The 23,568-nt window shown below is 66.1% G+C and carries 18 protein-coding genes; 14 read left to right on the top strand and 4 right to left on the bottom strand.

The genetic code is table 11. The annotated features are described in order from the left end of the window. From ubiH to gcvP, 9 genes are all read left to right on the top strand, one after another. Nucleotides 1-1,185, top strand: coding sequence for a 2-octaprenyl-6-methoxyphenyl hydroxylase (gene ubiH / locus DBO85_RS07245; protein ID WP_108106596.1), 1,185 nt, complete (start codon nucleotides 1-3; stop codon nucleotides 1,183-1,185). Nucleotides 1,186-1,192: 7 nt separating this feature from the next. Then, complete coding sequence (locus tag DBO85_RS07240) at nucleotides 1,193-1,681, top strand: DUF4442 domain-containing protein (RefSeq protein WP_108106595.1); 489 nt, start codon at nucleotides 1,193-1,195, stop codon at nucleotides 1,679-1,681. A gap of 12 nt (nucleotides 1,682-1,693) precedes the next feature. Further along, nucleotides 1,694-2,911 (top strand): 2-octaprenyl-3-methyl-6-methoxy-1,4-benzoquinol hydroxylase, encoded by a 1,218-nt coding sequence (locus DBO85_RS07235; protein WP_108106594.1) that lies wholly within the window; start codon nucleotides 1,694-1,696, stop codon nucleotides 2,909-2,911. Nucleotides 2,912-3,000: 89 nt separating this feature from the next. Next, nucleotides 3,001-4,512, top strand: coding sequence for a YiiX/YebB-like N1pC/P60 family cysteine hydrolase (locus DBO85_RS07230; RefSeq protein WP_108106593.1), 1,512 nt, complete (start codon nucleotides 3,001-3,003; stop codon nucleotides 4,510-4,512). A 98-nt stretch (nucleotides 4,513-4,610) separates the two neighbouring features. Further along, on the top strand, nucleotides 4,611-5,612 hold the full coding sequence (locus DBO85_RS07225; RefSeq protein ID WP_108106592.1) for an extracellular solute-binding protein: 1,002 nt from the start codon (nucleotides 4,611-4,613) through the stop codon (nucleotides 5,610-5,612). Nucleotides 5,613-5,716: 104 nt separating this feature from the next. Next, nucleotides 5,717-7,333, top strand: coding sequence for an ABC transporter permease (locus tag DBO85_RS07220; protein WP_108106591.1), 1,617 nt, complete (start codon nucleotides 5,717-5,719; stop codon nucleotides 7,331-7,333). Between the two features lie 167 nt (nucleotides 7,334-7,500). Continuing rightward, complete coding sequence (gene gcvT / locus DBO85_RS07215) at nucleotides 7,501-8,583, top strand: glycine cleavage system aminomethyltransferase GcvT (RefSeq protein ID WP_108106590.1); 1,083 nt, start codon at nucleotides 7,501-7,503, stop codon at nucleotides 8,581-8,583. 58 nt (nucleotides 8,584-8,641) lie between these two features. Further along, a complete protein-coding gene (gene gcvH, locus DBO85_RS07210; protein ID WP_108106589.1) occupies nucleotides 8,642-9,031 on the top strand; it encodes a glycine cleavage system protein GcvH in 390 nt (129 codons plus the stop codon). A gap of 90 nt (nucleotides 9,032-9,121) precedes the next feature. Next, entirely contained in the window at nucleotides 9,122-12,001 is a 2,880-nt protein-coding gene (gene gcvP / locus DBO85_RS07205; RefSeq protein WP_108106588.1) for an aminomethyl-transferring glycine dehydrogenase, read from the top strand. A gap of 188 nt (nucleotides 12,002-12,189) precedes the next feature. On the opposite strand, the gene DBO85_RS07200 is transcribed toward gcvP, so the two are convergent. Both DBO85_RS07200 and DBO85_RS07195 read right to left on the bottom strand, forming a co-directional pair. Then, nucleotides 12,190-12,498, bottom strand: a complete 309-nt coding sequence (locus DBO85_RS07200) for a DUF2388 domain-containing protein (RefSeq protein ID WP_108106587.1) — start codon at nucleotides 12,496-12,498, stop codon at nucleotides 12,190-12,192. Between the two features lie 220 nt (nucleotides 12,499-12,718). Next, nucleotides 12,719-14,290, bottom strand: a complete 1,572-nt coding sequence (locus tag DBO85_RS07195; protein ID WP_233356568.1) for a L,D-transpeptidase family protein — start codon at nucleotides 14,288-14,290, stop codon at nucleotides 12,719-12,721. A 179-nt stretch (nucleotides 14,291-14,469) separates the two neighbouring features. Between DBO85_RS07195 and DBO85_RS07190 the strand changes: the two genes are divergently transcribed. Continuing rightward, nucleotides 14,470-15,174 carry a murein L,D-transpeptidase catalytic domain family protein gene (locus tag DBO85_RS07190; protein WP_108106585.1) on the top strand — a complete coding sequence of 235 codons (705 nt, stop codon included), beginning with the start codon at nucleotides 14,470-14,472 and terminating at the stop codon, nucleotides 15,172-15,174. A 226-nt stretch (nucleotides 15,175-15,400) separates the two neighbouring features. Here the strand turns inward: DBO85_RS07190 and DBO85_RS07185 are convergent, their stop codons facing one another. Both DBO85_RS07185 and DBO85_RS07180 read right to left on the bottom strand, forming a co-directional pair. Further along, the gene (locus DBO85_RS07185) at nucleotides 15,401-17,185 is read right to left on the bottom strand and encodes a GspE/PulE family protein (RefSeq protein WP_108106584.1); all 1,785 of its coding nucleotides are present in this window, start codon (nucleotides 17,183-17,185) and stop codon (nucleotides 15,401-15,403) included. Nucleotides 17,186-17,241: 56 nt separating this feature from the next. Further along, complete coding sequence (locus DBO85_RS07180; protein WP_108106583.1) at nucleotides 17,242-18,606, bottom strand: CYTH domain-containing protein; 1,365 nt, start codon at nucleotides 18,604-18,606, stop codon at nucleotides 17,242-17,244. 192 nt (nucleotides 18,607-18,798) lie between these two features. Between DBO85_RS07180 and DBO85_RS07175 the strand changes: the two genes are divergently transcribed. From DBO85_RS07175 to argA, 4 genes are all read left to right on the top strand, one after another. Next, on the top strand, nucleotides 18,799-19,476 hold the full coding sequence (locus tag DBO85_RS07175) for a TIGR00153 family protein (RefSeq protein ID WP_108106582.1): 678 nt from the start codon (nucleotides 18,799-18,801) through the stop codon (nucleotides 19,474-19,476). Between the two features lie 37 nt (nucleotides 19,477-19,513). Further along, a complete protein-coding gene (locus DBO85_RS07170; RefSeq protein WP_108106581.1) occupies nucleotides 19,514-20,779 on the top strand; it encodes an inorganic phosphate transporter in 1,266 nt (421 codons plus the stop codon). A gap of 58 nt (nucleotides 20,780-20,837) precedes the next feature. After that, nucleotides 20,838-22,022: an acetylornithine deacetylase gene (gene argE, locus DBO85_RS07165; RefSeq protein ID WP_108106580.1), complete on the top strand. Its 1,185-nt coding sequence runs from the start codon at nucleotides 20,838-20,840 to the stop codon at nucleotides 22,020-22,022. Nucleotides 22,023-22,114: 92 nt separating this feature from the next. Then, a complete protein-coding gene (gene argA, locus DBO85_RS07160; protein ID WP_108106579.1) occupies nucleotides 22,115-23,413 on the top strand; it encodes an amino-acid N-acetyltransferase in 1,299 nt (432 codons plus the stop codon). Nucleotides 23,414-23,568: the final 155 nt, after the last annotated feature.

The following is a 23,568-nucleotide window of genomic DNA, read 5'->3' as shown; positions in this document are numbered from 1 at the left end:
ATGGAGCGCTGCCAGGTTGCGATCATCGGTGGCGGCCTGGTTGGCGCGAGCCTCGCCCTGGCGCTGCAGCAGGGGGCGCGTGAGCGTGGCTGGCGGATCCTGCTGATCGAGCCCTTTGCTCCCGGCAGCGCCTGGCAGCCCAGCTACGATGCGCGTTCCAGTGCACTGTCCTACGGTACCCGGCAGATCTACGAGCGTCTGGGTCTGTGGCCGGCGATTGCCGAGCGCGCCGAAGCCATTCTCGACATTCATGTCTCCGACCGCGGTCGCTTTGCCGCGGCGCGCCTGGATGCAGCCAGCGAGGGTGTGCCGGCGCTCGGGCACGTGGTGGAGAACGCCTGGTTGGGCCACTGTCTGTGGCGTGCGCTCGACCCCGAGGTTGTCGAGTGGCGCTGCCCGGCCGAAGTGGTGCGCCTGGATGCGCTGGTTGATGGCTATCGTCTGCAGCTGGATGACGGCAGTCTGCTCGAATGCGACCTGGCAGTGCTGGCCGACGGCGGGCGCTCCGGCCTGCGCGAACAACTGGGCATCGAGGTTCGCAGCACGCCTTACCAGCAGACCGCGCTGATCGCCAACGTCACACCCGGTGAAGCCCATGCCGGACGCGCCTTCGAGCGCTTCACCGATGAAGGGCCGATGGCCCTGCTGCCGCTGGCGGACAATCGCTGCGCGCTGGTCTGGACCCGCCCGGGGGCGGATGCAGAGCGGCTCGCCACACTGGCACCGCAGGCGTTTCTCGACGAACTGCAGCAGGCCTTCGGCTATCGGCTCGGAGCTTTCACTCAGGTCGGCGCGCGGTACCTTTACCCGCTGACGCTCGTTGAAGCTTGCGAGCAGGTGCGCGCGCATCTGGTGGTGCTCGGCAACGCCGCCCACAGCCTGCATCCGATTGCCGGGCAGGGCTACAACCTGTCGCTGCGCGATGCGCTCTGTCTGGCAGAAACGCTGCTGGCCGGGCCACAGCGACCGGGCGATCTGCTCAGTCTGCAGCGCTATCTCGAACGTCAGCGCCTGGACCAGGAGCTGACTGTAGGCTTCTCCGATCGCGTCACTCGACTGTTCAGCAATGCGCGGCCGTTGTTGGCGGCCGGGCGCAATCTGGGGCTGCTCGGTCTCGACCTGCTGCCGCCGGCCAAGCGCTGGTTCGCCCGTCAGGCCATGGGGCTGGGCACCCGCCCCCATTGAGGCTTGCATGAGCGATGCGCGACTGGCCCGCAAGGCGCGCTTTCTGCGCTGGGCGCTGAATTTCTATCCGCCCTATCTGGGGGCCGGCATCCGTGTGCGGCATATCAGCGCGGACCTGCGCGAAGTAAGGATTCGCATGGGGCTGGGCTGGTACAACCGCAACTATGTCGGTACCCAGTTCGGCGGCTCGCTGTATTCGATGACCGACCCTTTCTTCATGCTGATGATCATGGAGAACCTGGGCCGCGACTACATCGTCTGGGACAAGGCGGCGCACATCGATTTCGTCAGTCCCGGCAAGGGGCCGGTGTTCGCCGACTTTCACCTCGACGAGGCGCAGCTCGACGAAATTCGCACGCACACTGCCAGCGGAGGTAAGTATCTGCCGACGCTGCAGGTCGATGTACGCGATGGCGAGGGCACCCTGGTGGCGCGGGTGCAGAAGACACTTTACGTGCGCCTGAAGCCGGGTCGGCGGCAGGGCACTGCGGAATAAGGAAAGGCGAGCATGCAAGCGGATCTGGTCATCGTCGGAGCGGGAATGGTTGGCAGCGCGCTGGCGCTGGCGCTGTGCGACAGCGGCCTGGAGGTGCTGCTGATCGACTCGGCCGAACTGAAAGTGGTGCCCTTTGCCGCTGACGGGCCCTTCGAGCCGCGGGTCAGCGCGCTGTCGGCCGCCAGCCAGCGAATTCTCGAGCGGCTCGGTGCCTGGCCTGGAGTCATCGGCCGGCGCGCCAGTCCCTATGCCCAGATGCAGGTCTGGGATGGCTCGGGCACCGGGCAGATCCACTTCTCCGCGGCTAGCGTGCATGCCGAGGTTCTCGGCCATATCGTCGAGAACCGGGTAGTCCAGGACGCTCTGCTCGAACGCCTGCTGGATGCCGACGTGGGGTTGCTCGGCAATGCCCAGCTACAGCAGCTGCGCCGCTCCGGTGACGACTGGCTGCTGAGCCTTGCCGATGGTCGGCAGATCCGCGCGCCGCTGCTGGTGGCGGCTGACGGTGCCAATTCCGCGGTACGCCGGCTGCTGGGCTGTGCAACCCGGGAGTGGGATTACCTGCACCACGCCATCGTCACCAGCGTGCGTTGTGCCGAGCCGCACCAACTGACGGCCTGGCAGCGCTTCACCGACGACGGTCCGCTGGCCCTTCTGCCGCTGGATCGGCAGGGCGACAGGCACTGGTGCTCGATCGTCTGGTCTTGCACGCCGGAGCAGGCTGCCAGGCTCATGGCGCTGGACGATGAGGCGTTTCGCATAGCGCTGGGCGAGGCTTTCGAGCGGCGTCTGGGCGAGGTGCTCGAGGTCGATGCGCGGGTCTGCATCCCGCTGCGCCAGCGTCATGCCAAGCGCTACATCGAACCCGGACTGGCACTGATCGGCGATGCCGCGCATGTGATTCATCCGCTGGCCGGGCAGGGGGTCAACCTCGGCTTTCTCGATGCTGCGGTGCTGGCCGAGGAACTGCTGGCGGCGCATGCGCGTGGCGAGTCGCTGGCCGAGCCGCGGGTGCTGGGGCGTTTCGAGCGGCGACGGATGCCGCACAACCTGGCGATGATGGCGGCGATGGAAGGTTTCGAGCGCCTGTTCCAGAGCAATTCACTGCCCTTGCGCTGGCTGCGCAATTCCGGTTTGAAGATGGTCGACGGGCTGGATTCGGCCAAAGGCGTGCTGGTGCGCAGGGCCTTGGGGCTGAGTGGCGATCTGCCCGAGCTGGCGCGAGCCTGAAACGGGGATTTGTCCCTCGCGCGTGATGCAGGCCCGCAGGCGGCGTCGGCACCCGGCTAGAATGCCGGGCGATCGACAAGGAGGTGGCTATGTGTAGGAAGCCGAGCGCAACGTGGCGCACGCTGATCATGATGCTGTTATGCCTCTGCAGTGGCCTGGCCAGTGCAGCGCCGTTGGGCCTGTGTCTCGGGCAGCGTGGGCCGGAGCTGGGGAGTGCCGAGGCAATGGCGGCCAAGGTCGAGCAGTTCCAGTTGCTGGTCGAGGAGAATCTCACCCTGCGAGCCAGGGCACTGGTGTTCTTTCGTCAGTTGAAGGCCCGCGAACAGGCGGGCGAGCCGCTTTCCGGTGGCGACCTGCGCCGACTCAACGAGGGCGCGGCGCGACTGCTGCAGCAGCGCCAGGCGTTACTGGCGCTTGCCAGTGAGCATGAGTGCTGGTTGGGTCGCGAGCTGCCCAGCGATGCCCGCCAGGCGCGGGTGCAGGCCAGCGGTATTGCCATGTCGCTGGCCGCCGCGCTGCTGCTGTACGACAACTACCTGACGGTGGTTACGCTCTACAGCAGCAACCCGCAGATCCGCCAGCACCTCAATCGTCCCGATAGCGGCTTCGCCCTGCCCTCTGGCGCGCTCAACCGCATTGAACGCTCCTTCAACTCTCCGCTCAAGCGTGCCCGCACGCGCCGCGGTCTGGATTGGCTGGAGCAGCATGCGGTGCAGCTGGCGGTACTGGATGACGAACAGAGCCGCTATCTGCGCGGCCTGATTGAACAGAGTCCCTCGCGTCGCCTGATTGGCCAGTTCCGCCCGGTTGGTTACGTCGGCGGTCTGGTAAGTACCTACGGCGACTATCCGCTGGATGCCCTGAACCTGCTAAAGAACGAGGGTGTGAACTTTTCCAGTCAGGCCTTCGGCAACGCGGTCGGCCTGGTGGAAACCCGGCGTGGCAAGCTCTACGACCGGCATGACGTGCTGCTGGAGGTTTATGGCAACCTGCAACCCGGCGACATCCTGCTGGAGAAGACGCCGTTTCGCCTGACCGACGCCTTCATTCCCGGCCACTGGGGGCATGTCGCGATCTGGGTGGGCAACGAGGAGCAGCTGCGCGAACTGGGCATCTGGGAGCATCCGCTGGTGCAGCGCTATCAGCAGGACATCCGCAAGGGGCGTGGCGTGGTCGAGGCCCTGCGCGAGGGGGTGACCATGAACAAGCTCAAGCATTTCCTGAATGTCGATGACGTGGCCGTGTTGCGCCACGAACGGCTCAGCCCGGCTCAGCGCAGCGAGGTGGTACTGCAGGCGCTGCGTCAGGTGGGCAAGGCCTATGACTTCAACTTCGATGTCGAGACCACCGACCGCATCGTCTGCTCCGAGCTGGTCTACCACGCCTATGGCGATATGTCCTGGCCGGTGGCCCGGCACTTGGGACGTGTCACCATCAGCCCCGACAACGTGGCGGTGCGGGCCACCGGTGATGGCCCGTTCGCCGTAACCCTGCTCTACCATCGCGGTCTCCCGGTGCGCGAGGACCCGCGACAGCGTATGGCCGAGCTGGTGCGCGACGAAGTGGTACGTCGCGCGCGGGGCGAGGTGGCGCAGCGCTGAAAGGGGGCGTGACAACCTGTCACGATAGTTTTATTGAGAAGCTAAATGGGATTCACTAGTATCCACGCAGTTTTCTTCTCAATCTCGAGGCAGTCACCATGCCGGTCCGCAAGTCGCTGTTCGCCGCTCTCACCCTTTCCGCCCTCTGTGCGCCGGCCTTCGCCGCCGAGGAAGTGGTGGTCTATTCCGCCCGCATCGATGAGCTGATCAAGCCGGTGTTCGATGCCTACACCAAGGAAACTGGGGTCAAGGTCAGTTTCATCACCGACAAGGAGGCGCCGCTGCTGGCGCGTCTGCAGGCCGAAGGCGCCAATACCCCAGCCGACCTGCTGATCACCGTGGATGCCGGCAACCTTTGGCAGGCCGAGCAGCAGGGCGTGCTCAAGCCGCTGCAGTCGGCGGTGATCGAAAGCAACATTCCCGCCCAGTACCGGTCCAGCACCGGCAGCTGGACCGGCCTGTCGCTGCGCGCGCGGACCATTTTCTACTCCAGTGAGCGGGTCAAGCCGGAGGAACTGTCCACTTACGAGGCGTTGGCCGACGAGAAATGGGAGGGTCGTCTGTGCCTGCGCACCAGCAAGAAGGTCTACAACCAGTCGTTGACCGCCACCCTGATCGAAACTCACGGTACGGCCAAGACCGAAGAGATCATCAAGGGCTGGGTCGACAACCTGGCCACCGATGTCTTCGCCGATGACACCGCGCTGCTGCAGGCGATCGATGCCGGCCAGTGCGATCTGGGTATCGCCAACACCTACTACTTCGGTCGCCTGCACCAGCAGCAGCCGGATCTCAAGGTCAAGCTGTTCTGGCCGAACCAGGCCAGCCGTGGCGTCCACGTCAACCTGTCGGGTGCCGGTGTGACCAAGCACGCACCGCACCCGGAGGCCGCGCAAAAGTTGCTCGAGTGGATGACCGGCCCGCAAGCGCAGAGCCTGTTTGCCGACTCCAACCAGGAATACCCGGCCAATGCGGCAGTCAAGCCGTCTGCCGAGGTAGCGGCCTGGGGCGCGTTCAAGGCTGACAGCATTCCGGTGGAAGTGGCCGGCAAGCGCCAGGCCGAGGCGATCATGCTGATGGATCGCGCCGGCTGGAACTGAGTCGTCCGCGCCGCCGTGCAGGCTTGCCCCCTGAGCCGCGCAGCTGTTCTACTTCGACGCCCCGTTGATCGGGGCGTTGTCTTTTCTGTCGCCGAGGATTGTGTGTGACCCAGCCCGTCCAGCGCCGCTGGTATCCGATCGTCTTTTCCATCGCCGCGCTGGTGGTGCTGCCACTGTCGGTGCTGGTGCTGTCCTGGCACGAGATCAATGGCGAGATCTGGGCCCATCTGTGGAGCACCCAGATGCCGCGCCTGATCGGCAACACGCTGAAGCTGGTGGTCGGCGTCGGCATCGGCGTGACGCTGCTCGGCGTCAGCCTGGCCTGGCTCACCAGCCTCTGCGAATTTCCCGGACGGCGCTGGTTGGACTGGGCGCTGATGCTGCCCTTCGCGATTCCTGCCTACGTGCTGGCGTTCGTCTTTGTCGGCCTGCTGGATTTTTCCGGCCCGGTGCAGACCTTGCTGCGCGAGTGGTTCGGCAGCGGACTGCGCCTGCCGCGGGTGCGTTCCACAGGCGGCGTGATCGTGGTGCTGGTGCTGGTTTTCTATCCTTACGTCTATCTGCTCGCCCGCGCGGCGTTCCTGGCCCAGGGCAAGGGTCTGATGGAGGCGGCGCGAGTGCTCGGGCAGTCGCCATGGCAGGCATTCTGGCGGGTCGGACTGCCGATGGCGCGGCCGGCCATTGGCGCGGGGCTGGCGCTGGCGATCATGGAGACGCTGGCGGATTTCGGCGCGGTTTCGGTATTCAATTTCGATACCTTCACCACCGCCATCTACAAGACCTGGTATGGCTTCTTCAATCTCGCCACTGCGACCCAGCTGGCCAGCCTGCTGCTGCTCGCGGTGATGCTGGTGCTGTATGCCGAAAGACGCGCCCGCGGCGTCAGTCGGCCGGCCAGCGAGCGGCCACGCGGCAAGGCGCTGTATCGCCTGAGCGGCGTGCGCGCCTGGGCGGCCACCGGCTGGTGCGGCCTGGTGTTTGGCTGTGCGTTCGTCATCCCGATGCTGCAGTTGCTGGTGTGGTTCTGGCAGCGCGGACGTTTCGATCTGGACGAACGCTATGCCAGCCTGATCCTGCATACCCTCGGACTGGGCGGCATGGCTGCGCTGATCACGGTGGCGGCAGCGATGCTGCTGGCCTTCGCCTGGCGCCAGGCACCGCGGCGGCTGATCCGCTCCGGGGTCGGCCTGGCCAATTTGGGCTACGCGCTACCGGGTTCGGTGCTGGCGGTGGCGATCATGCTGGCGTTCAGTTACCTCGATCGCAATCTGGTCATTCCGCTGTCCGGGTGGCTGGGCGGCGCCGGCAAGCCGATCCTGCTCGGCAGCCTCGGTGCGCTGCTGCTGGCCTATCTGATTCGCTTCCTGGCGGTGGCCTACGGGCCGCTGGAAACCGGTCTGGCGCGTATTCGCCGCTCGTTGCCGGAGGCCTCGCGCAGCCTGGGTGTCGGCGGGCCCTGGCTGTTCCTGCGGGTCTATCTGCCGTTGCTGGCACCAGCAACCTTCAGCGCCGCGCTGCTGGTGTTCGTCGATGTGCTCAAGGAGATGCCGGCGACCCTGCTGATGCGTCCGTTCGGCTGGGACACCCTGTCTATCCGCATCTTCGAGATGACCAGCGAAGGTGAGTGGGCGCGCGCCGCGCTTCCCGCCCTGACGCTGGTGCTGGTCGGCCTGCTGCCGGTGATCGGGCTGATCCGCCGCTCCGCCCGTCATCGCGGGTGATCGTCAGCTCGCAGTGACCTGTCGAGCGGCTGCGGCTACAATGCGCGCGCTTTAAATCAGTCCGGCCGGTTCTCCCTGCCGGTGCCGCCAGCGCAAGCCTCCACGCTTCGCTGCCCGCATCGTCCCTGACTACCTGCCGATCGCGCCAATCCCGGAAGGAGAAACCCATGGGACTGCGTACGCCGCTCTATGATCTGCATCTGGCACTGGGTGCCAAGATGGTCGACTTCGGTGGCTGGGATATGCCGCTGCACTATGGCTCCCAGGTCGAGGAACATCATCAGGTCCGCCGTGATTGCGGCGTGTTCGACGTGTCCCACATGACCGTGGTGGATGTGCAGGGGGCCGATGCACAGTCCTACCTGCAGAAACTGCTGGCCAATGATGTCGCCCGTCTGAGCGAGCCTGGCAAGGCGCTCTACAGCGGCATGCTCAACGAGCAGGGCGGGGTGATCGACGACCTCATCGTCTACCTGTGCGATTGGGGTTACCGGGTGGTGGTGAATGCCTCGACCCGCGACAAGGACATCGCCTGGATGCAGGCGCGGGCTGAGGGCTTTGCGGTCGAGCTGCGCGAACGCGCCGATCTGGCCATGCTGGCGATCCAGGGCCCGCGAGCCCGCGCCCATGTGGCCGAACTGGTTACCGCGGCACGCGCCGCGCTGATTCACGATCTGAAACCCTTCCAGGGGCTGCCGGAAGGCGACTGGTTCATCGCGCGCACCGGTTACACCGGCGAAGACGGCCTGGAAATCATGTTGCCGGCAGGGCAGGCCGCCGAGCTGCTCAATGAGCTGGTCGGTGCCGGCATCGCCCCTATCGGTCTGGGCGCTCGCGATACCTTGCGTCTGGAGGCCGGGATGAATCTGTACGGCCAGGACATGGACGAGAACGTCTCGCCGCTGGCGGCGAACATGGCCTGGACCATCGCCTGGGAGCCGAGCGAGCGTGACTTCGTCGGCCGCGCTGCCCTGCAGGCGCAGCGTGCGGACGAGGCTCAGCCGAAGCTGGTCGGCCTGGTGCTGGAAGAACGTGGCGTGCTGCGTGCCCATCAGGTGGTGCGTGTGGAAGGCGTCGGCGACGGCGAGATCACCAGCGGCAGCTTCTCGCCCACGCTGGGCAAGTCCATCGCCCTGGCCCGGGTGCCTGCCGCCACCGGCGAGCGTGCCGAGGTGGAAATCCGCGGCAAGTGGTACCCGGTGCGGGTGGTCCGTCCGAATTTTGTCCGGCATGGCAAGCCGCTGATCTGACAACTGCTAAATTTCCTGGCGGAAGCCACCGCCATTGCCCCCTGAGGAAACCAAGAAGATGAGCAATATTCCCGCCGACCTGCGTTATGCCGCCAGCCACGAGTGGGCGCGGCTGGAAGCTGATGGCAGCGTGACCGTCGGTATTTCCGATCACGCCCAGGAAGCCCTGGGTGATGTGGTCTTCGTCGAACTGCCGGACGTCGGCAAGCAGCTCGCGGCTGGCCAGGAAGCCGGGGTGGTCGAGTCGGTCAAGGCAGCATCGGACATCTATGCGCCCGTCAGCGGCGAGGTCATCGCGGTCAACGAGGCCCTCGCCGACGCGCCGGAACTGGTCAACGAAGACCCCTACGGCAACTGGTTCTTCAAGCTCAAGCCTAGCAATCCGGACGAGCTCACTGCACTGCTTGATGCTGCCGGCTACATGGCCGTGGCTGACGCCGACGCCTGATTGCGCTCCATCCCTCCCCGTCCGGGGAGGGTTCTGCCGCCTGGCGCCAGCCAGGCCGTTGTGCCACGACCGCCGATTCCGAGACCCGTCATGTCCGACCTGCCTAGCCTTGCCCAGCTTCAGCAACACGATCGCTTCCTCGCCCGTCACCTCGGCCCGGATGCCGCCGAGCAGCAGGCGATGCTCGAAGTTCTGGGCGTCGCCAGCCGCGACGAGCTGATCGACCAGACCGTACCGCCGGCGATCCGTCTTCGTCAGCCGCTGGCGCTGCCGGCCGCCCTGGACGAGCAGCAGGCGCTGGCACGGCTGAAGCAGCACGCGCAGCGCAACGAGCAGTGGACCAGCCTGATCGGCATGGGCTATCACGGCACGGTGACGCCGACGGTCATCCTGCGCAACGTGCTGGAGAATCCGGGCTGGTACACCGCCTATACGCCTTACCAGCCGGAGATCTCCCAGGGCCGCCTGGAATCGCTGCTCAACTACCAGCAGTTGACCATCGACCTGGCCGGGCTCGACCTGGCCAGCGCTTCGCTGCTCGACGAGGCCACTGCTGCGGCTGAAGCCATGGCTCTGGCGCGCCGCGTGGCCAAGAGCAGCAGCAACACCTTCTTCGCCGACGAGAACTGCCATCCGCAGACGCTCTCGGTGCTGCGTACCCGCGCCGAGGCTTTCGGCTTCGAGCTGATCGTCTCCAGCCTGGAGAACCTCGCCGCGCAGCCGGTATTCGGCGCGCTGCTGCAGTACCCAGACACCCATGGCGAGGTGCGCGACCTGCGCCCGCTGATCGAACAGCTGCACGCGCAGAACGCCCTCGCCTGCGTCGCGGCGGACCTGCTCAGCCTGCTGTTGCTGACCCCGCCCGGTGAGCTGGGTGCCGACGTGGTGCTGGGTTCGTCGCAGCGTTTCGGCGTGCCCATGGGCTTCGGCGGGCCGCACGCCGCCTTCTTCGCCACCCGTGACGCCTACAAGCGGGCGATGCCGGGGCGGATCATCGGCGTGTCCAAGGACGCCCGTGGCAACACCGCGCTGCGCATGGCGCTGCAGACCCGCGAGCAGCACATCCGCCGCGAGAAGGCCAACTCCAACATCTGCACCTCGCAGGTGCTGCTGGCCAACATTGCCAGCCTCTACGCCGTCTACCACGGTCCGCAAGGCCTCAAACGCATAGCCCAGCGCGTGCATCGGCTGACCTGCCTGCTGGCCGCGGCCCTGGAAGCCAAGGGCATGGTTCGGCTGAACCGGCACTTCTTCGATACCCTGACCCTGGAGGTCGGTGGCGCGCAGACCGCGATCATCGAGGCCGCCAAGGCGGCGCGGATCAACCTGCGCATCCTCGGTCGCGGCAAGCTTGGCGTCAGTCTGGATGAGGCCTGCAGCCTCGACACGGTCGCCCAGCTGCTGGCGATCTTCGTCGGCGCCGATCACGGCATCGACCTGGCCGAGCTGGACGCTGCCGGTGTCGCCAGCGGCATCCCCGCGCAGCTGACACGTACCTCCGCCTACCTGACGCACCCGGTGTTCAACACCCATCACAGCGAAACCGAGATGCTGCGCTACATGAAGCAGCTGGAGAACAAGGATCTGGCGCTGAACCAGGCGATGATCCCGCTCGGCTCCTGCACCATGAAGCTCAACGCCACCAGCGAGATGATTCCGATCACCTGGCCGGAGTTCGCCAGCCTGCACCCCTTCGTGCCGGCCGAGCAGGCCCAGGGCTACAAGGCGATGATCGACGAGCTGGAAGACTGGCTGTGCGTCATCACTGGTTTCGATGCCATCTGCATGCAGCCGAACTCCGGCGCCCAGGGCGAGTACGCTGGCCTGCTGGCGATTCGCAAGTACCACCAGAGCCGTGGCGACGCCCAGCGTGACATCTGCCTGATTCCCGCCTCTGCCCACGGCACCAACCCGGCCACGGCGCAGATGACCAGCATGCAGGTGGTGATCGTCGACTGCGACAAGGACGGCAACGTCGACTTGGGCGATCTCAAGCTCAAGGCCGCCGCTGCCGGTGATCGGCTGTCCTGCCTGATGATCACCTACCCCTCGACCCACGGGGTCTACGAGGAAGGCGTGCGCGAGATCTGCGAGGTGGTGCATGCGCACGGCGGCCAGGTCTACATGGATGGCGCCAACCTCAATGCCCAGGTCGGCCTGGCGCGGCCGGCCGATATCGGCGCCGACGTCTCGCACATGAACCTGCACAAGACCTTCTGCATCCCGCACGGCGGCGGCGGCCCGGGTATGGGCCCGATCGGCGTCAAGGCGCACCTGGCGCCCTTCGTCGCCGGCCATCCGGTGGTCGAGTTGCAGGGGCCGAATCCGGGCAACGACGCGGTCAGCGCCGCGCCCTGGGGCAGCGCCAGCATCCTGCCGATCAGCTGGATGTACATCGCCATGATGGGCCCGCAGCTGCAGGACGCCACCGAGGTGGCGATCCTCAATGCCAACTACCTGGCGCAGCGCCTGGGCGAGGCCTATCCGGTGCTCTACAGCGGTCGCAATGGTCGCGTGGCACACGAATGCATCCTCGACCTGCGTCCGCTCAAGGCGGCGACCGGGATCAGCGAGGAAGATGTCGCCAAGCGCCTGATCGACTACGGCTTCCACGCGCCGACCATGTCCTTCCCGGTGCCCGGAACGCTGATGATCGAACCCACCGAGAGCGAATCCAAGGCCGAGCTGGATCGCTTCATCGAGGCGATGCTGTGCATTCGTGCGGAAATCGAGCGGGTTCAGTCAGGCGACTGGCCGGAGGAGAACAACCCGCTCAAGCACGCGCCGCATACCCTGGCGGACGTGACCGGTGTGTGGGAGCGACCCTATCCGATCAGCCAGGCAGTAACTCCCAGCGCACACAGCCGGGCGCACAAGTACTGGCCGGCGGTGAACCGGGTCGACAACGTCTTCGGTGACCGCAACCTGTTCTGCGCCTGCGTGCCGGTCGAGGACTATCGCGAGGATTGATGCTCTTGGGCTAGGAGTCGCCTGGACCATCCCTCACCCGCCTTCGGCACTCTTTCCCGGCGGGAGAGGGAAACGCGGTGCCCTGCCAGCCCACCCCGGGCTACCGCCCCGCAGCTTTCCTTCTCCCTCTGGGAGAAGGTGGCGCGCAGTGCCGGATGAGGGATGGTTCGGTCTGCAGGGTGCGTGGCTTACTGCTCAGTCAACAGCCGCGTCGCTAGCTGCATGTCGTCCGCCTGCAGCTGGGGATGCTCGTTGCGCATGCGCTGCATTGCCGCCTCCAGATAGGGGCCGCGAATCTGCCCGTCACTGGCGACGAAGGCACCCGCCTCGTCACGGGCGGCAACGATCAGCTTGTTGTCCTTCGAGGTCGCGTAGGTAGTGGCAGTCGTAGCGCCGGAGCTCAGCACGTTGCGCCAGAAGTCGGCGTCGGCAAGCGCTGCGGAGGCCGGTAGCAGGGTGAGTACGGCAGTCAGGCAGGTAATCGACTTCTTGTTCATCGCAAACTCCAGGGATCGGTTGTCCACCAGTGATCCTCGGAAATGCCGCGCAACCCGTCGACTGGGAGATCTGCAATGCCCGTGGCAAACGGACGTTGCAGGCTGCGCTGCTTTTCCTGAGGTTCTCTAGAAGAGTCGAACCCGCGCTCGCGAGTTCCCCGCTTCGCCTGCGCCGGGACCGATAGTGCGGCGGCCGGCCTCTCGCGGATGGAACCGCACTTCAGCGTGGGGCCGTATCCAGTGCCTGGAGCAGCGGCGCATCCAGCCCGTAAGGATCGTTGCGCAGGCTGAGTTGGCCCAGCTCATCCACATTCGCCGTCCAGTACGCCAGCACGATCGGCAGCCGCTGCTCGATCCGCACCTGTTCGGTGCGGCCGCGGGTGATGCGCTGGGAAACATCCTTGCACTGTTCTTCGGAAAGGATCACATCGAGCAGGCCGAGGATACCTTCGATGCGCACGCAGCCCGAGCTGAAGGTCCGGGGTGATTTTGCGAACAGGCTCTGGCTGGGCGTGTCGTGCAGGTACACCGAATAGGGGTTGGGAAAGCGGACCACCAGTTTGCCCAGCGGATTCTTCGGGCCGGCGTCCTGGCGCAGCATGATGTTGCCCGGTCGGCTCCAGTCGACGGTTTCCGGGTCGAGCTGGCGACCCTCGGCGTCGAGCACGCGCATCTGGTTATGGGTCAGGTAGTCGAGGTCGTCGCGTATGGCCGGCAACTTGTCCTCGCGCAGGATGGTCGGCGGCACTGTCCAGGTCGGATTGAGGGTCAGTCGGCTGACCAACGATTTCAGCCTGGGCGTCTGCCGCGCCGGCCTGCCGACCTGCGCCCGGGCCTGCCACAGCGGCAGGCCGTCGCGGTAGTAGACGAGCATGCCGCCGGCGATGTCGACCAGCAGGGTTTCCTGCTCGATGTCGCCAGCCAGCCAGCGCCAGCGCTCGAGGTTGACGCGCAACTGGTCGAGGCGCGCCTGGGCGGAGGTATTCATGGCGGTCAGGGTGTCGTTGCCGATCAGACCGTCGCCCTGCAGGTCGTGGCGGACCTGGAAGCGTCGCACCGCGTCCGCCAGGGTCTCGTCATAGAGGTCGGCAGAAGCGCCGTCCGTCTCCGGCGGAATCGACAGGTAGCCTTCGGCAGCGAGACGGGCCGTCAGCGCGGGCACGCGCGGGTCGCGCATGCCGGGTTTGAGCAGGCGGCCGGCGGGGATGATGGGTCGCTCCTGCTGCGGCTGATTGCGCAACTGGCCATAGGCCTGGCGTAGCAACTGATACTGCGGCAACGTCGGGCGAGCGGCGGCGAAGGCGCCGGGAAGATCATCCAGGCCCTGCCAGGCAAGGGTCAGAACGCTGGGGCGTGGGTCTGGGTTGATGCTATCCGGCGCTCGCCAGAAGGGCTCGACGCGTGCCTGTTCGACCTTGCCCCGCGACAGATGCTGCAGTGCATCCAGATAGGCGCGACTGCTCAGGATGTCCGCGCAGTTGGGGTCGGGCAGTGGCTCGGGGAGGGGGTAGTGGGCCGGTTCGAGACCGTCCTCGGCAAGCTGCAGAAGTGTGTCGGCGAGCAGCGTTCTACGCGCCTGCGACTGCCACACTGGCATATAGCCAAGCTCGGCATAGAAGGTCTGCAGCAAGCCGGGAGTGGCCAGTTCTTCACGGCTCAGCTCGGCGCTGCAGGGTTGCAGGGGTTCGGCAAAGAACGCCCACAAGGGGCCTTGTGTTACCTCGGGTGCTTGCTCAGTGAGGGCGTCGGCGATCTCGCCGGCGGTCGCCAGGCGGCCGGATAAGACAATCAAAGCTAGGCAAAGTGCGCATTTTTTGTACAATCGCTCGGCTCCACAACCAAAGGGCCCGCAGGAATGCGCGGCCAGACAGGCTGCCACAACCACTGCGACAACGCGTGTGGGAATTATAAACAGCAGCCTTGCAGCAAGACAGGAAGTCGCCAGATACCTCTTCAGGGGGAGGCTTTTGCATGACCCGACTGTTTCGCCGGCTCGTTCGGCGCACACTATTTTCCTGCTTGCTTTGTACTCCGCTGCTGGCGCACGCCGCTCCTGCAGATGGCCAATTCAATACCCTGGCCCGGGTCTCGCCCGGGCTTGATCGCGAAGTCCTGCGGCATGCTCTGGCGGCGATGCAATGTGCCGTGAACAACGGCGCGGCGCCGGCGCGGCGGCTGGCGGTGATCGATTATTCGCAACCTTCTACCGAACGCCGTCTGTGGTTGTTCGACCTGGACAAGCGCCGCTTGATCCTGCGTGATTTCGTCGCTCACGGCCGTCGCTCCGGGGAGAACTTCGCCACCGAGTTCTCCAATACCCTGGGCAGCTATCAGTCCAGCCTGGGGCTGTTTCGCACCGCCGAGAGCTATCGCGGCAGGCATGGCTATTCGTTGCGGATGGATGGCCTGGAGCCAGGCATCAACGATCTGGCGCGCGAGCGGGCAATCGTCATCCACGCGGCTGACTACGTGAACCCGGCGCTGGTCGCCAGTCAGGGGCGCATCGGTCGCAGCCTTGGCTGCCCGGCGGTGCGCCCGGAGATCGCCAGGATGGTGATCGATCAGTTGAAGGGCGGGCAGTTCATGTTCGCCTGGTATCCGGACCAGAACTGGATGCGCTCCTCGGCGTACCTCAACTGCAAGCCGAAGACGCAGCACCTGGCCAGCGCGCGCTGAGTCGGGCGCTGCTCTGCTGGGGCGCAACAAGCGCAGCGCATCGCGCTGCAGGAGCGCCTCCCCGCGTGCCGACATGGCTCCCGGTAACTCGCTCGTGCTGGTGGGCTGTCGGCGGATTGAGCCGCGCGGCGGCTAATCCGCACTAGCCACGGCGGCGGTTCTGGCGGGATGCAATAAGCGCAGCGCATGGCGTCCTGGAACTGACTGGACGGCTCAGTGCGCGACGCTACTTTTGCTCGCTCTGCGGCGTCACGCGCAGCACTTCTTCGATGGTCGTAAGGCCGGCAGCAACCTTCTGCGCGCCGGACAGGCGCAGGCTGCGCATGCCTTCCTTGAAGCTCTGTCGGCGCAGTGCCAGAAGATCGGTGTCGGCGGTGATGTAGGGCTTGAGGTTGTCGCCCAGCTGCATGATCTCGTAGACCCCGGCGCGGCCGCGGTAACCGGTATCGCGGCATTCCAGGCACCCGACGGCGCGATAGGCGCCGGTGGGCACCGGGGCGTTCCATGGTCGGGTCAGGGCCTGCCAGTCGCTTTCCTCGATCGGGTGCGGCGCCTTGCAGTGCGGGCACAGGGTACGCACCAGGCGCTGCGCCATCACGCCCAGCAAGGTGGCCTTGAGCAGGTAGTAGGGCACGCCGAGTTCGAGCAGGCGGGTGATGGCGCTGGGCGCGTCGTTGGTGTGCAGGGTGGAGAGCACGAGGTGGCCGGTCAGCGCGGCCTGGATCGCCATCTCGGCGGTTTCCAGGTCGCGGATCTCGCCAACCATGATGATGTCCGGGTCCTGACGCATCAGGGCACGCACGCCGCTGGCGAAGGTCAGGTCGATGTTGTGCTGGACCTGCATCTGGTTGAACGCCGGCTCGATCATCTCGATCGGGTCCTCGATGGTGCAGAGGTTCACCTCCGGCGTCGCCAGCTTCTTCAGCGTGGTGTAGAGCGTGGTGGTCTTGCCCGAGCCGGTGGGGCCGGTGACCAGGATGATGCCGTTGGGCTGGCTGGTCATGTCGTTCCAGCGCCGCAGATCATCCGGCGAGAAGCCCAACTGATCGAAGTCCTTGAGCAGCACTTCCGGGTCGAAGATCCGCATCACCAGTTTCTCGCCGAAGGCGGTCGGCAGGGTCGACAGTCGCAGTTCGACCTCGGCGCCTTCGGGCGTGGCGGTCTTGACCCGGCCATCCTGCGGCTTGCGCTTCTCGGCGACGTTCATCCGTCCCAGGCTCTTGATCCGGCTGATCACGGCCATCGTCACCTGCAGGGGGAACTGATAGACGGTGTGCAGCACGCCGTCGATGCGAAAGCGCACCGAGCCCTGCTCACGGCGCGGCTCGATGTGGATGTCGCTGGCGCGCTGCTGGAAGGCGTACTGGAACAGCCAGTCGACGATATTGACGATGTGCGAGTCGTTGGCATCCGGCTCCTGGTCGCTGGCGCCAAGCTTGAGCATCTGCTCGAAGTTGCCGGTGCCGCTGAGCTTCTGGTCCACCGCATTGGCGCCGCTGACCGACTTGGCCAGGCGATAGAACTCCACCGTGAAGCGCTGGATATCGGTCGGGTTGGCTACCACCCGGCGGATCGGCCGCTTGAGCACGTGGATCAGGTCGGCTTCCCAGTTGCGCACCAGCGGCTGCGCGCTGGCGATGGTCACCGCCTCGCTGTCCACGGCTACGGCGAGGATCTTGTGGCGCTGGGCGAAGGCGTAGGACATCAGCGGGGTGATGGCGGCGACGTCGATCTTCAGCGGATCGATGCGCAGGTAGGGCTGCTCGGCGAATTCGGCCAGCCAGACGGTCAGGGTTTCCAGGTCCAGCTTGCGGCCGGGACGGCTCAGGTCGTCGACCTGCTGGGCGGCGAGGAATTCCAGCGGGTGCTGGAGGTTGTTCACTGCGCTGCGGCGGATCGCCATGCACTGCTCGGCCGTCTCCTGCGCCACCCGGCCCTGGGCGACCAGCTCGCGCAGCAGGTCGTTGAGATCAAGTGGACGGTCGGCGGCGGGCGAGTGCAGAGCGGACATGGGACTCCCTGGGCGAATGGCGGCGGGCAGCCAGGCTGCCCGTTCGGACCTGCAGCTTATTTCAAAAGCAGCTTCCAGGCCTTGAGCGTCCACACAGTATGGGCCTGGGCAACACGCGCCGGCAGCGCTTCGGCGTCCAGGGGCGCCAGTGCCAGCTCGTGCAGCTTGTTCAGTTCGCCGTAGAGCCGGTCGGGCTCCGGCAGTTCCAGCAGCGTGCGGGCAAAGTGCAGCCAGACCAGCAGGCGTTCGAGGCGCGGCAGCTGCTCGGCCAGGTCTTCGGGCTGCCGCTGGTAGCGTTTGAGCTGCAGCGCCGCGGCCTCCTCGGCAAGCAGGTGCGGCAGCCAGTTGCCCAGCGGCGCAGCGCCCTGGCGGGCGCCGCGGGCATTGCGGGCCTCGATCCAGGCGCGCTGGTACAGCCAGCGCGACGCGCTCAGGGAGAACAGCCCCCAGCGTGTGCCGGCAAGCTCGGCAGCGAACTGCTGGGGAGCCGCCTGGCGCACTTGCTCATCGTCACGGCCGGCCAGTGCGCGCGGGCGCCAGTCGGCCAGCAGTGCGTCGAGACCTTCGCGCAGGCTGCGGCTGCTGGCGCGTGGCGCGGCCTGGCCAAGACTGCCGAGCAGGGCGCGCAGCTCGATCAGTTGCTGCACCCAGTCGACCAGCAGGCGCCAGTGGCCATTGAAGCGGTATTGCTCGGCCAGGCGCTGGCTGCTGCCCAGCAGGTGCCAGGCGATGGCGGCAAAGGCATCGTCGAGCGGTTGCTCGGCGCTCAGTGGCGGCGCCGCCAGGGCAAGGTTGTAGCTGGCCGGGTCGAACAGTCGGTAGCCGCGCTCCGCCTTGCTGATGTCGCAGGGCATCAGCGCCAGGTCGGCGGCCAGGTCGGCGGCCAGCTCCAGCAACGCCTGCGGATCGCCCTGACGCAGTTCCAGTTCGAGCTCGCAGATTTCCTCACGCTGCTCGCCGGCGATGACCTCGCCCAGGTCGAGCGCGGCCTCGATGACCACCTTGCTCTTGCCGCGTCCCCAGGCGATCTCGGCCTTCTCGCGGACGAAGTCGGTGCTGAAGATCGGTGCCAGTGCACGCTTGTCGAGTTGCGCCAGGCTCGCCGGCCAGCAGCTGTCGTCGAGCTTGTCGAGATCCAGCGCCGGCTGTTGCAGATACCAGTCCCACTCGTTGCGCTCGGACAGTCCGGCGACACTCTGGCCGCGACTTTTCAGGGTCTGGATCAGTTGCTCGCCGTCGCGGCGCAGGCGCAACGCGACGCGCGCGCCGGCAAGGTCGCGCGCGGGGGTGTCGTAGTACTGGTTGGACAGCTCATGGCGTTGCCAGCCGGATTTATTGCGCTTCTTCAGCAGCGGATGGTCGCGCAGGGCGGCGAGGGTCTCGCGGCTGGCGCGCAGTTTGATCTCGGTTTCTTTGTTCATCGTCTGGGGGTCGGTCGCTGAATGCTGGGGAAGGCTGCTTCGTCGGAACGCGTCGCAGCTTCTGGCCCGCGCCTCGCGGGCCGGGCGGGAGAGGGCTAGCATACAGGACATTACCGAGCGGTGACGGCGCGCTGGCAGCTGCCGAGGTCGATCCGTATACTTCCCGCCTCCTTTGTCCCAGGGGTTCAACCCATGCCTATCAACCCGTTCGTCAGCCTCTTCGGTCGTTCGCCGATTGGTCCGATGCAACAGCATTTCGCCAAGGCGCATGAGTGCGCTGCCAACCTGGTCCCGTTCTTCGAGGCGGTGATGGCGGAAGACTGGGCGCGTGTCGAATCGACCCAGCAGGAGATGGCGCGTCTGGAGCACGAGGCGGACAAGCTCAAGAAGAGCGTGCGCATGCACCTGCCCAAGAGCCTGTTCCTGCCGGTGCCGCGCTCGGACCTGCTGGACCTGCTCAGCGTGCAGGACAAGGTCGCCAACCGGGCCAAGGACATCGCCGGTTTGATGCTCGGTCGCTGCATGATCATCCCGCATGACCTGCAGCCGCAGATGCTGCTCTACGTGCGCCGCTGCGTGGATGCCAGCGCCCAGGCATTGAAAGCCCTGAACGAGCTGGACGAACTGCTCGAGACCGGTTTCAGCGGCCGCGAGGCCTCGCTGGTAGAAGCCATGGTGGGCGAGCTGGAAGAAATCGAGGCAGACACCGACCGCATGCAGATCGATGTACGGCGCAGTCTCTACAAGCTGGAGAAGGAACTGCCGCCGGTCGACGTGATTTTCCTCTATCAGATCATCGAGTGGCTAGGCGACGTGGCCGACCGTGCAGAGCGGGTCGGCAACCGACTGGAACAGCTGCTGGCGCGCTGAGCGTCGCTTCCTTTTCTGCCTCGACAGGACTTCATCTATGTCTCTTTTCACGGATTACGCCTTCGTACTCCTGGTTCTCGCCTGCCTTTTCGGCTTCTTCATGGCCTGGGGTGTGGGCGCCAACGATGTTGCCAACGCCATGGGTACCTCGGTCGGCTCGCGGGCGCTGACCATCAAGCAGGCGATCCTGATCGCCATGGTCTTCGAGTTCTGCGGTGCCTACCTGGCCGGTGGCCAGGTCACCGAGACGATCAAGAACGGCATCGTTGATGCGTCGGCCATTTCGCCCGACCTGATGGTTCTAGGCATGCTCTCGGCACTGTTGGCTGCCGGCACCTGGCTGATGGTGGCCTCCATCAAGGGCTGGCCGGTCTCCACCACCCATTCGATCGTTGGTGCGGTGATCGGTTTTGCCGCCGTCGGTGTATCTGTCGATGCGGTGCACTGGGACGCCATCGGGCCGATCGTCGCCAGCTGGGTGGTGTCGCCGGTGCTCTCCGGGCTGGTCGCCTTCGGTCTGTTCATGAGCGTGCAGAAGCTGATCATCGACACCGATGCGCCCTACCGCAACGCCAAGCGCTACGTGCCCTTCTACATGTTCGCCACCGGCTTCATGGTTGCGATCATGACCCTGTCCAAGGGCCTCAAACACCTCGGTCTCGATCTGAACACCGGCGAGAGCCTGCTGCTCGCCGTGGGCGCGGGTTCGCTGGTGATGCTGTTGGGCGTCGCTCTGCTGAGCCGCATTCGAGTCGACGAAGAGGCGGACAGGGCGTTTCACTTCGCCAGTGTCGAGAAAGTCTTCGCGGTCCTGATGATCTTCACTGCCTGCGCCATGGCCTTTGCCCACGGTTCCAACGATGTGGCCAACGCGGTCGGCCCGCTGGCTGCAATTGTCGGCGTGCTCGAATCCCAGGGTGCCGGCGAGATCGCTGCCAAGTCCGCCGTGCCGGGTTGGGTGCTGCTGCTCGGTGCCATCGGCATCGTCGTCGGCCTGGCCACCTATGGCTACAAGGTGATCGCCACCATCGGCAAGGAGATCACCGAGCTGACCCCCAGTCGTGGCTTCGCCGCCGAGCTGGCGACGGCCTCCACCGTGGTCGGTGCCTCGGCCATCGGTCTGCCGGTCTCCACCACCCATACCCTGGTCGGCGCCGTGCTCGGCATCGGCATCGCCCGGGGCATCGGCGCGCTCAACCTCGGCGTGGTCGGACGGATCTTCATTTCCTGGCTTATCACTCTGCCGATCGGCGCACTGCTGTCGATCGTCTTCTTCCTGATTCTGCGCGGCATCTTCCTCTAAGCGGTTTTCTCCGCTGGGGTGTGGTCCTATCATGGGCCACCCTCCCGGAGAGCCGCCGATGCCCTTGCCATCCTTCAGAGAGCAGTTCGCCGCGCTGATCGCCACGCCCTCGGTGAGCTGTACCCAGCCAGGCTGGGATCAATCCAATCTGCCAGTGGTCAACCTGCTGGCCAGTTGGCTGGGCGATCTGGGATTCAATTGCGATATCCAGCGGGTTGCCCCCGGCAAGGCCAATCTGCTGGCCAGCTACGGCAGCGGTCCCGGCGGCCTGGTGCTGGCCGGACACACCGATACCGTGCCCTTCGACGCTGCGCTCTGGAACAGCGATCCCTTGCGTCTGACAGAGGTCGATGGCCGCTGGGTCGGGCTGGGTAGTTGCGACATGAAGGGCTTCTTCGCCCTGGCGATCGAGGCGGTGCGCGGTCTGCTGGATCAGCCGTTTCGCCAGCCGCTACTGATCCTTGCCACCTGCGATGAGGAAAGCTCGATGAGCGGTGCGCGTGCGCTGGCCGCCGCCGGGCGTCCGTTGGGGCGTGCCGCGGTGATCGGCGAGCCGACCGGGCTGCGGCCGATGCGCCTGCACAAGGGTGTGATGATGGAGCGCATCGACATCCTCGGCCAGAGCGGCCATTCCTCCGATCCATCCCTTGGGCGCAGCGCGCTGGAGGCCATGCAGGACGTCATGACCGCGCTGCGTGGTCTGCGCGCCCAGTGGCAGCGCGAGTACAACAATCCGCAGTTCGGCGTTCCGCAGCCGACGCTGAACTTCGGCTGCATCCACGGCGGCGACAACCCCAACCGGATCTGCGGGCAATGCTCGCTGGAGTTCGACCTGCGGCCTCTGCCGGGCATGGCCGAGGAGCACCTGCGTGCGGCCATCCGCGCAAAGCTGGCGCCACTGGCCGAGCAGCATCGCGTGCAGATCGACTATGCGCCGCTGTTCGACGGCGTGCCGCCCTTCGAGCAGAGCGCCGACTGCGAGCTGGTGCGGGTTGCCGAGCGCCTGACCGGGCATGCTGCCGGCGCGGTGGCCTTCGGCACCGAAGCGCCGTATCTTCAGCAGCTTGGCTGCGAGACCCTGGTGCTGGGCCCTGGTGATATCGACTGTGCCCATCAGCCTGGCGAGTATCTGGACTGTGCCCGAATCGACCCGACGGTCCGGCTGCTGCGTGAGCTGATCGGGCACTACTGCCTGGGGCCGGCCAGCATCGCGGCGGATACAGGCTCGACCGGCAGCGACTGACCAGCCAGCGGCAGATCCATCAGCACCTGGCGACACGCCCGGCACTGCGCCGCTGGCGATGAACCAACAAGAACCCGATACACGGATTGCGCATGCACGACTACGTCAACTGGCTCCGCCACGCTTCGCCCTACATCAACTCGCACCGCGAGCGCACCTTCGTGGTCATGCTGCCGGGCGAGGGGGTCGAGCATCCCAACTTCGGCAACATCATCCACGACCTGGTGCTGTTGCACAGCCTGGGCGTGCGTCTGGTGCTGGTGCATGGTTCGCGCCCGCAGATCGAAGCACGGCTTGGCGCGCGCGGGCTGCAACCGCGCTTTCACCGCGGCTTGCGGATCACCGACGGGCCGACCCTGGAGTGCGTGATCGATGCCGTCGGCCACCTGCGCATCGCCATCGAGGCACGCCTGTCGATGGACATGGCCGCCTCGCCGATGCAGGGCGCACGGCTGCGTGTCAGTGGCGGCAACTTCGTCACCGCGCGGCCGATCGGCGTGGTCGATGGCGTCGACTTCCATCACACCGGCGAGGTGCGACGTATCGATCGCAAGGGCATCGGTCGGCTGCTCGACGAGCGCAGCATCGTGCTGCTGTCGTCGCTGGGCTATTCACCGACGGGCGAGATCTTCAACCTTGCCTGCGAGGACGTGGCGACCCGTGCCGCCATCGACCTGGCCGCCGACAAGCTGGTGCTCTACGGCGAGCAGCCCGGTCTGCTCGGTGAGGACGGCCGGCTGATCCGCGAGTTGCGTCCGCAGCAGGTGCCGCAACATATGCGCCGACTCGGCTCGGACTACCAGGCGGAACTGCTGGAGGCCGCCGCCGACGCCTGCCGCGGTGGTGTGCGGCGCAGCCACATCGTCAGCTACGCGGAGAATGGCGCGTTGCTCACCGAGCTGTTCACCCGCGACGGCGGCGGCACCCTGGTCGACCAGGAGCAGTTCGAGCTGGTGCGCGAGGCGAGCATCGAGGATGTCGGCGGGCTGATCGAGCTGATCACGCCGCTGGAGGATCAGGGCATCCTGGTGCGTCGCTCGCGGGAAGTGCTCGAACGCGAGATCACCCAGTTCAGCGTGGTCGAGCGCGACGGCATGATCATCGCCTGCGCGGCGCTCTATCCGATCGCCGATTCGGATGCCGGCGAGCTGGCCTGCATGGCGGTGAACCCCGAATACCGCCATGGCGGTCGCGGTGACGAGTTGCTCGAGCGCATCGAGGGACGGGCGCGGGCGCTGGGGCTGAAGACTCTGTTCGTGCTCACCACGCGTACCGCGCACTGGTTTCAGGAGCGAGGCTTCGTCGCCAGCGGGGTGGAGCGCCTACCGGCGGCGCGCGCCTCCTTCTACAACTACCAGCGCAATTCGAAGATCTTCGAGAAGGCGCTTTAACGCCGGCCTGCGAGATCGGTCTTTGGCGACGTTCCGCGGCCCGCGTACAGTGGGCCTGGTTCGGTCGATCAGGCCGCTCCAGCGGTCCGCCACGCGAGACGGTAAAACGAAAATCCCCCGCCGGGTCACCCGGGCGGGGGATTTCTTTGTGCGGC

Source organism: Pseudomonas mangrovi (assembly GCF_003052585.1).
GTDB classification, from domain to species: Bacteria; Pseudomonadota; Gammaproteobacteria; order Pseudomonadales; family Pseudomonadaceae; genus Aquipseudomonas; species Aquipseudomonas mangrovi.
Note: the sequence above shows the minus strand (reverse complement) of the source record. Positions and strands in the feature narration are given on the sequence as shown.

Coding starts and splice junctions, on each gene's coding strand:
- ubiH (WP_108106596.1), top strand. CDS start 1: ATGGAGCGCTGCCAGGTTGCGATCATCGGTGGCGGCCTGGTTGGCGCG.
- DBO85_RS07240 (WP_108106595.1), top strand. CDS start 1,193: ATGAGCGATGCGCGACTGGCCCGCAAGGCGCGCTTTCTGCGCTGGGCG.
- DBO85_RS07235 (WP_108106594.1), top strand. CDS start 1,694: ATGCAAGCGGATCTGGTCATCGTCGGAGCGGGAATGGTTGGCAGCGCG.
- DBO85_RS07230 (WP_108106593.1), top strand. CDS start 3,001: ATGTGTAGGAAGCCGAGCGCAACGTGGCGCACGCTGATCATGATGCTG.
- DBO85_RS07225 (WP_108106592.1), top strand. CDS start 4,611: ATGCCGGTCCGCAAGTCGCTGTTCGCCGCTCTCACCCTTTCCGCCCTC.
- gcvT (WP_108106590.1), top strand. CDS start 7,501: ATGGGACTGCGTACGCCGCTCTATGATCTGCATCTGGCACTGGGTGCC.
- gcvH (WP_108106589.1), top strand. CDS start 8,642: ATGAGCAATATTCCCGCCGACCTGCGTTATGCCGCCAGCCACGAGTGG.
- gcvP (WP_108106588.1), top strand. CDS start 9,122: ATGTCCGACCTGCCTAGCCTTGCCCAGCTTCAGCAACACGATCGCTTC.
- DBO85_RS07200 (WP_108106587.1), bottom strand. CDS start 12,498: ATGAACAAGAAGTCGATTACCTGCCTGACTGCCGTACTCACCCTGCTA.
- DBO85_RS07190 (WP_108106585.1), top strand. CDS start 14,470: ATGACCCGACTGTTTCGCCGGCTCGTTCGGCGCACACTATTTTCCTGC.
- DBO85_RS07185 (WP_108106584.1), bottom strand. CDS start 17,185: ATGTCCGCTCTGCACTCGCCCGCCGCCGACCGTCCACTTGATCTCAAC.
- DBO85_RS07180 (WP_108106583.1), bottom strand. CDS start 18,606: ATGAACAAAGAAACCGAGATCAAACTGCGCGCCAGCCGCGAGACCCTC.
- DBO85_RS07175 (WP_108106582.1), top strand. CDS start 18,799: ATGCCTATCAACCCGTTCGTCAGCCTCTTCGGTCGTTCGCCGATTGGT.
- DBO85_RS07170 (WP_108106581.1), top strand. CDS start 19,514: ATGTCTCTTTTCACGGATTACGCCTTCGTACTCCTGGTTCTCGCCTGC.
- argE (WP_108106580.1), top strand. CDS start 20,838: ATGCCCTTGCCATCCTTCAGAGAGCAGTTCGCCGCGCTGATCGCCACG.
- argA (WP_108106579.1), top strand. CDS start 22,115: ATGCACGACTACGTCAACTGGCTCCGCCACGCTTCGCCCTACATCAAC.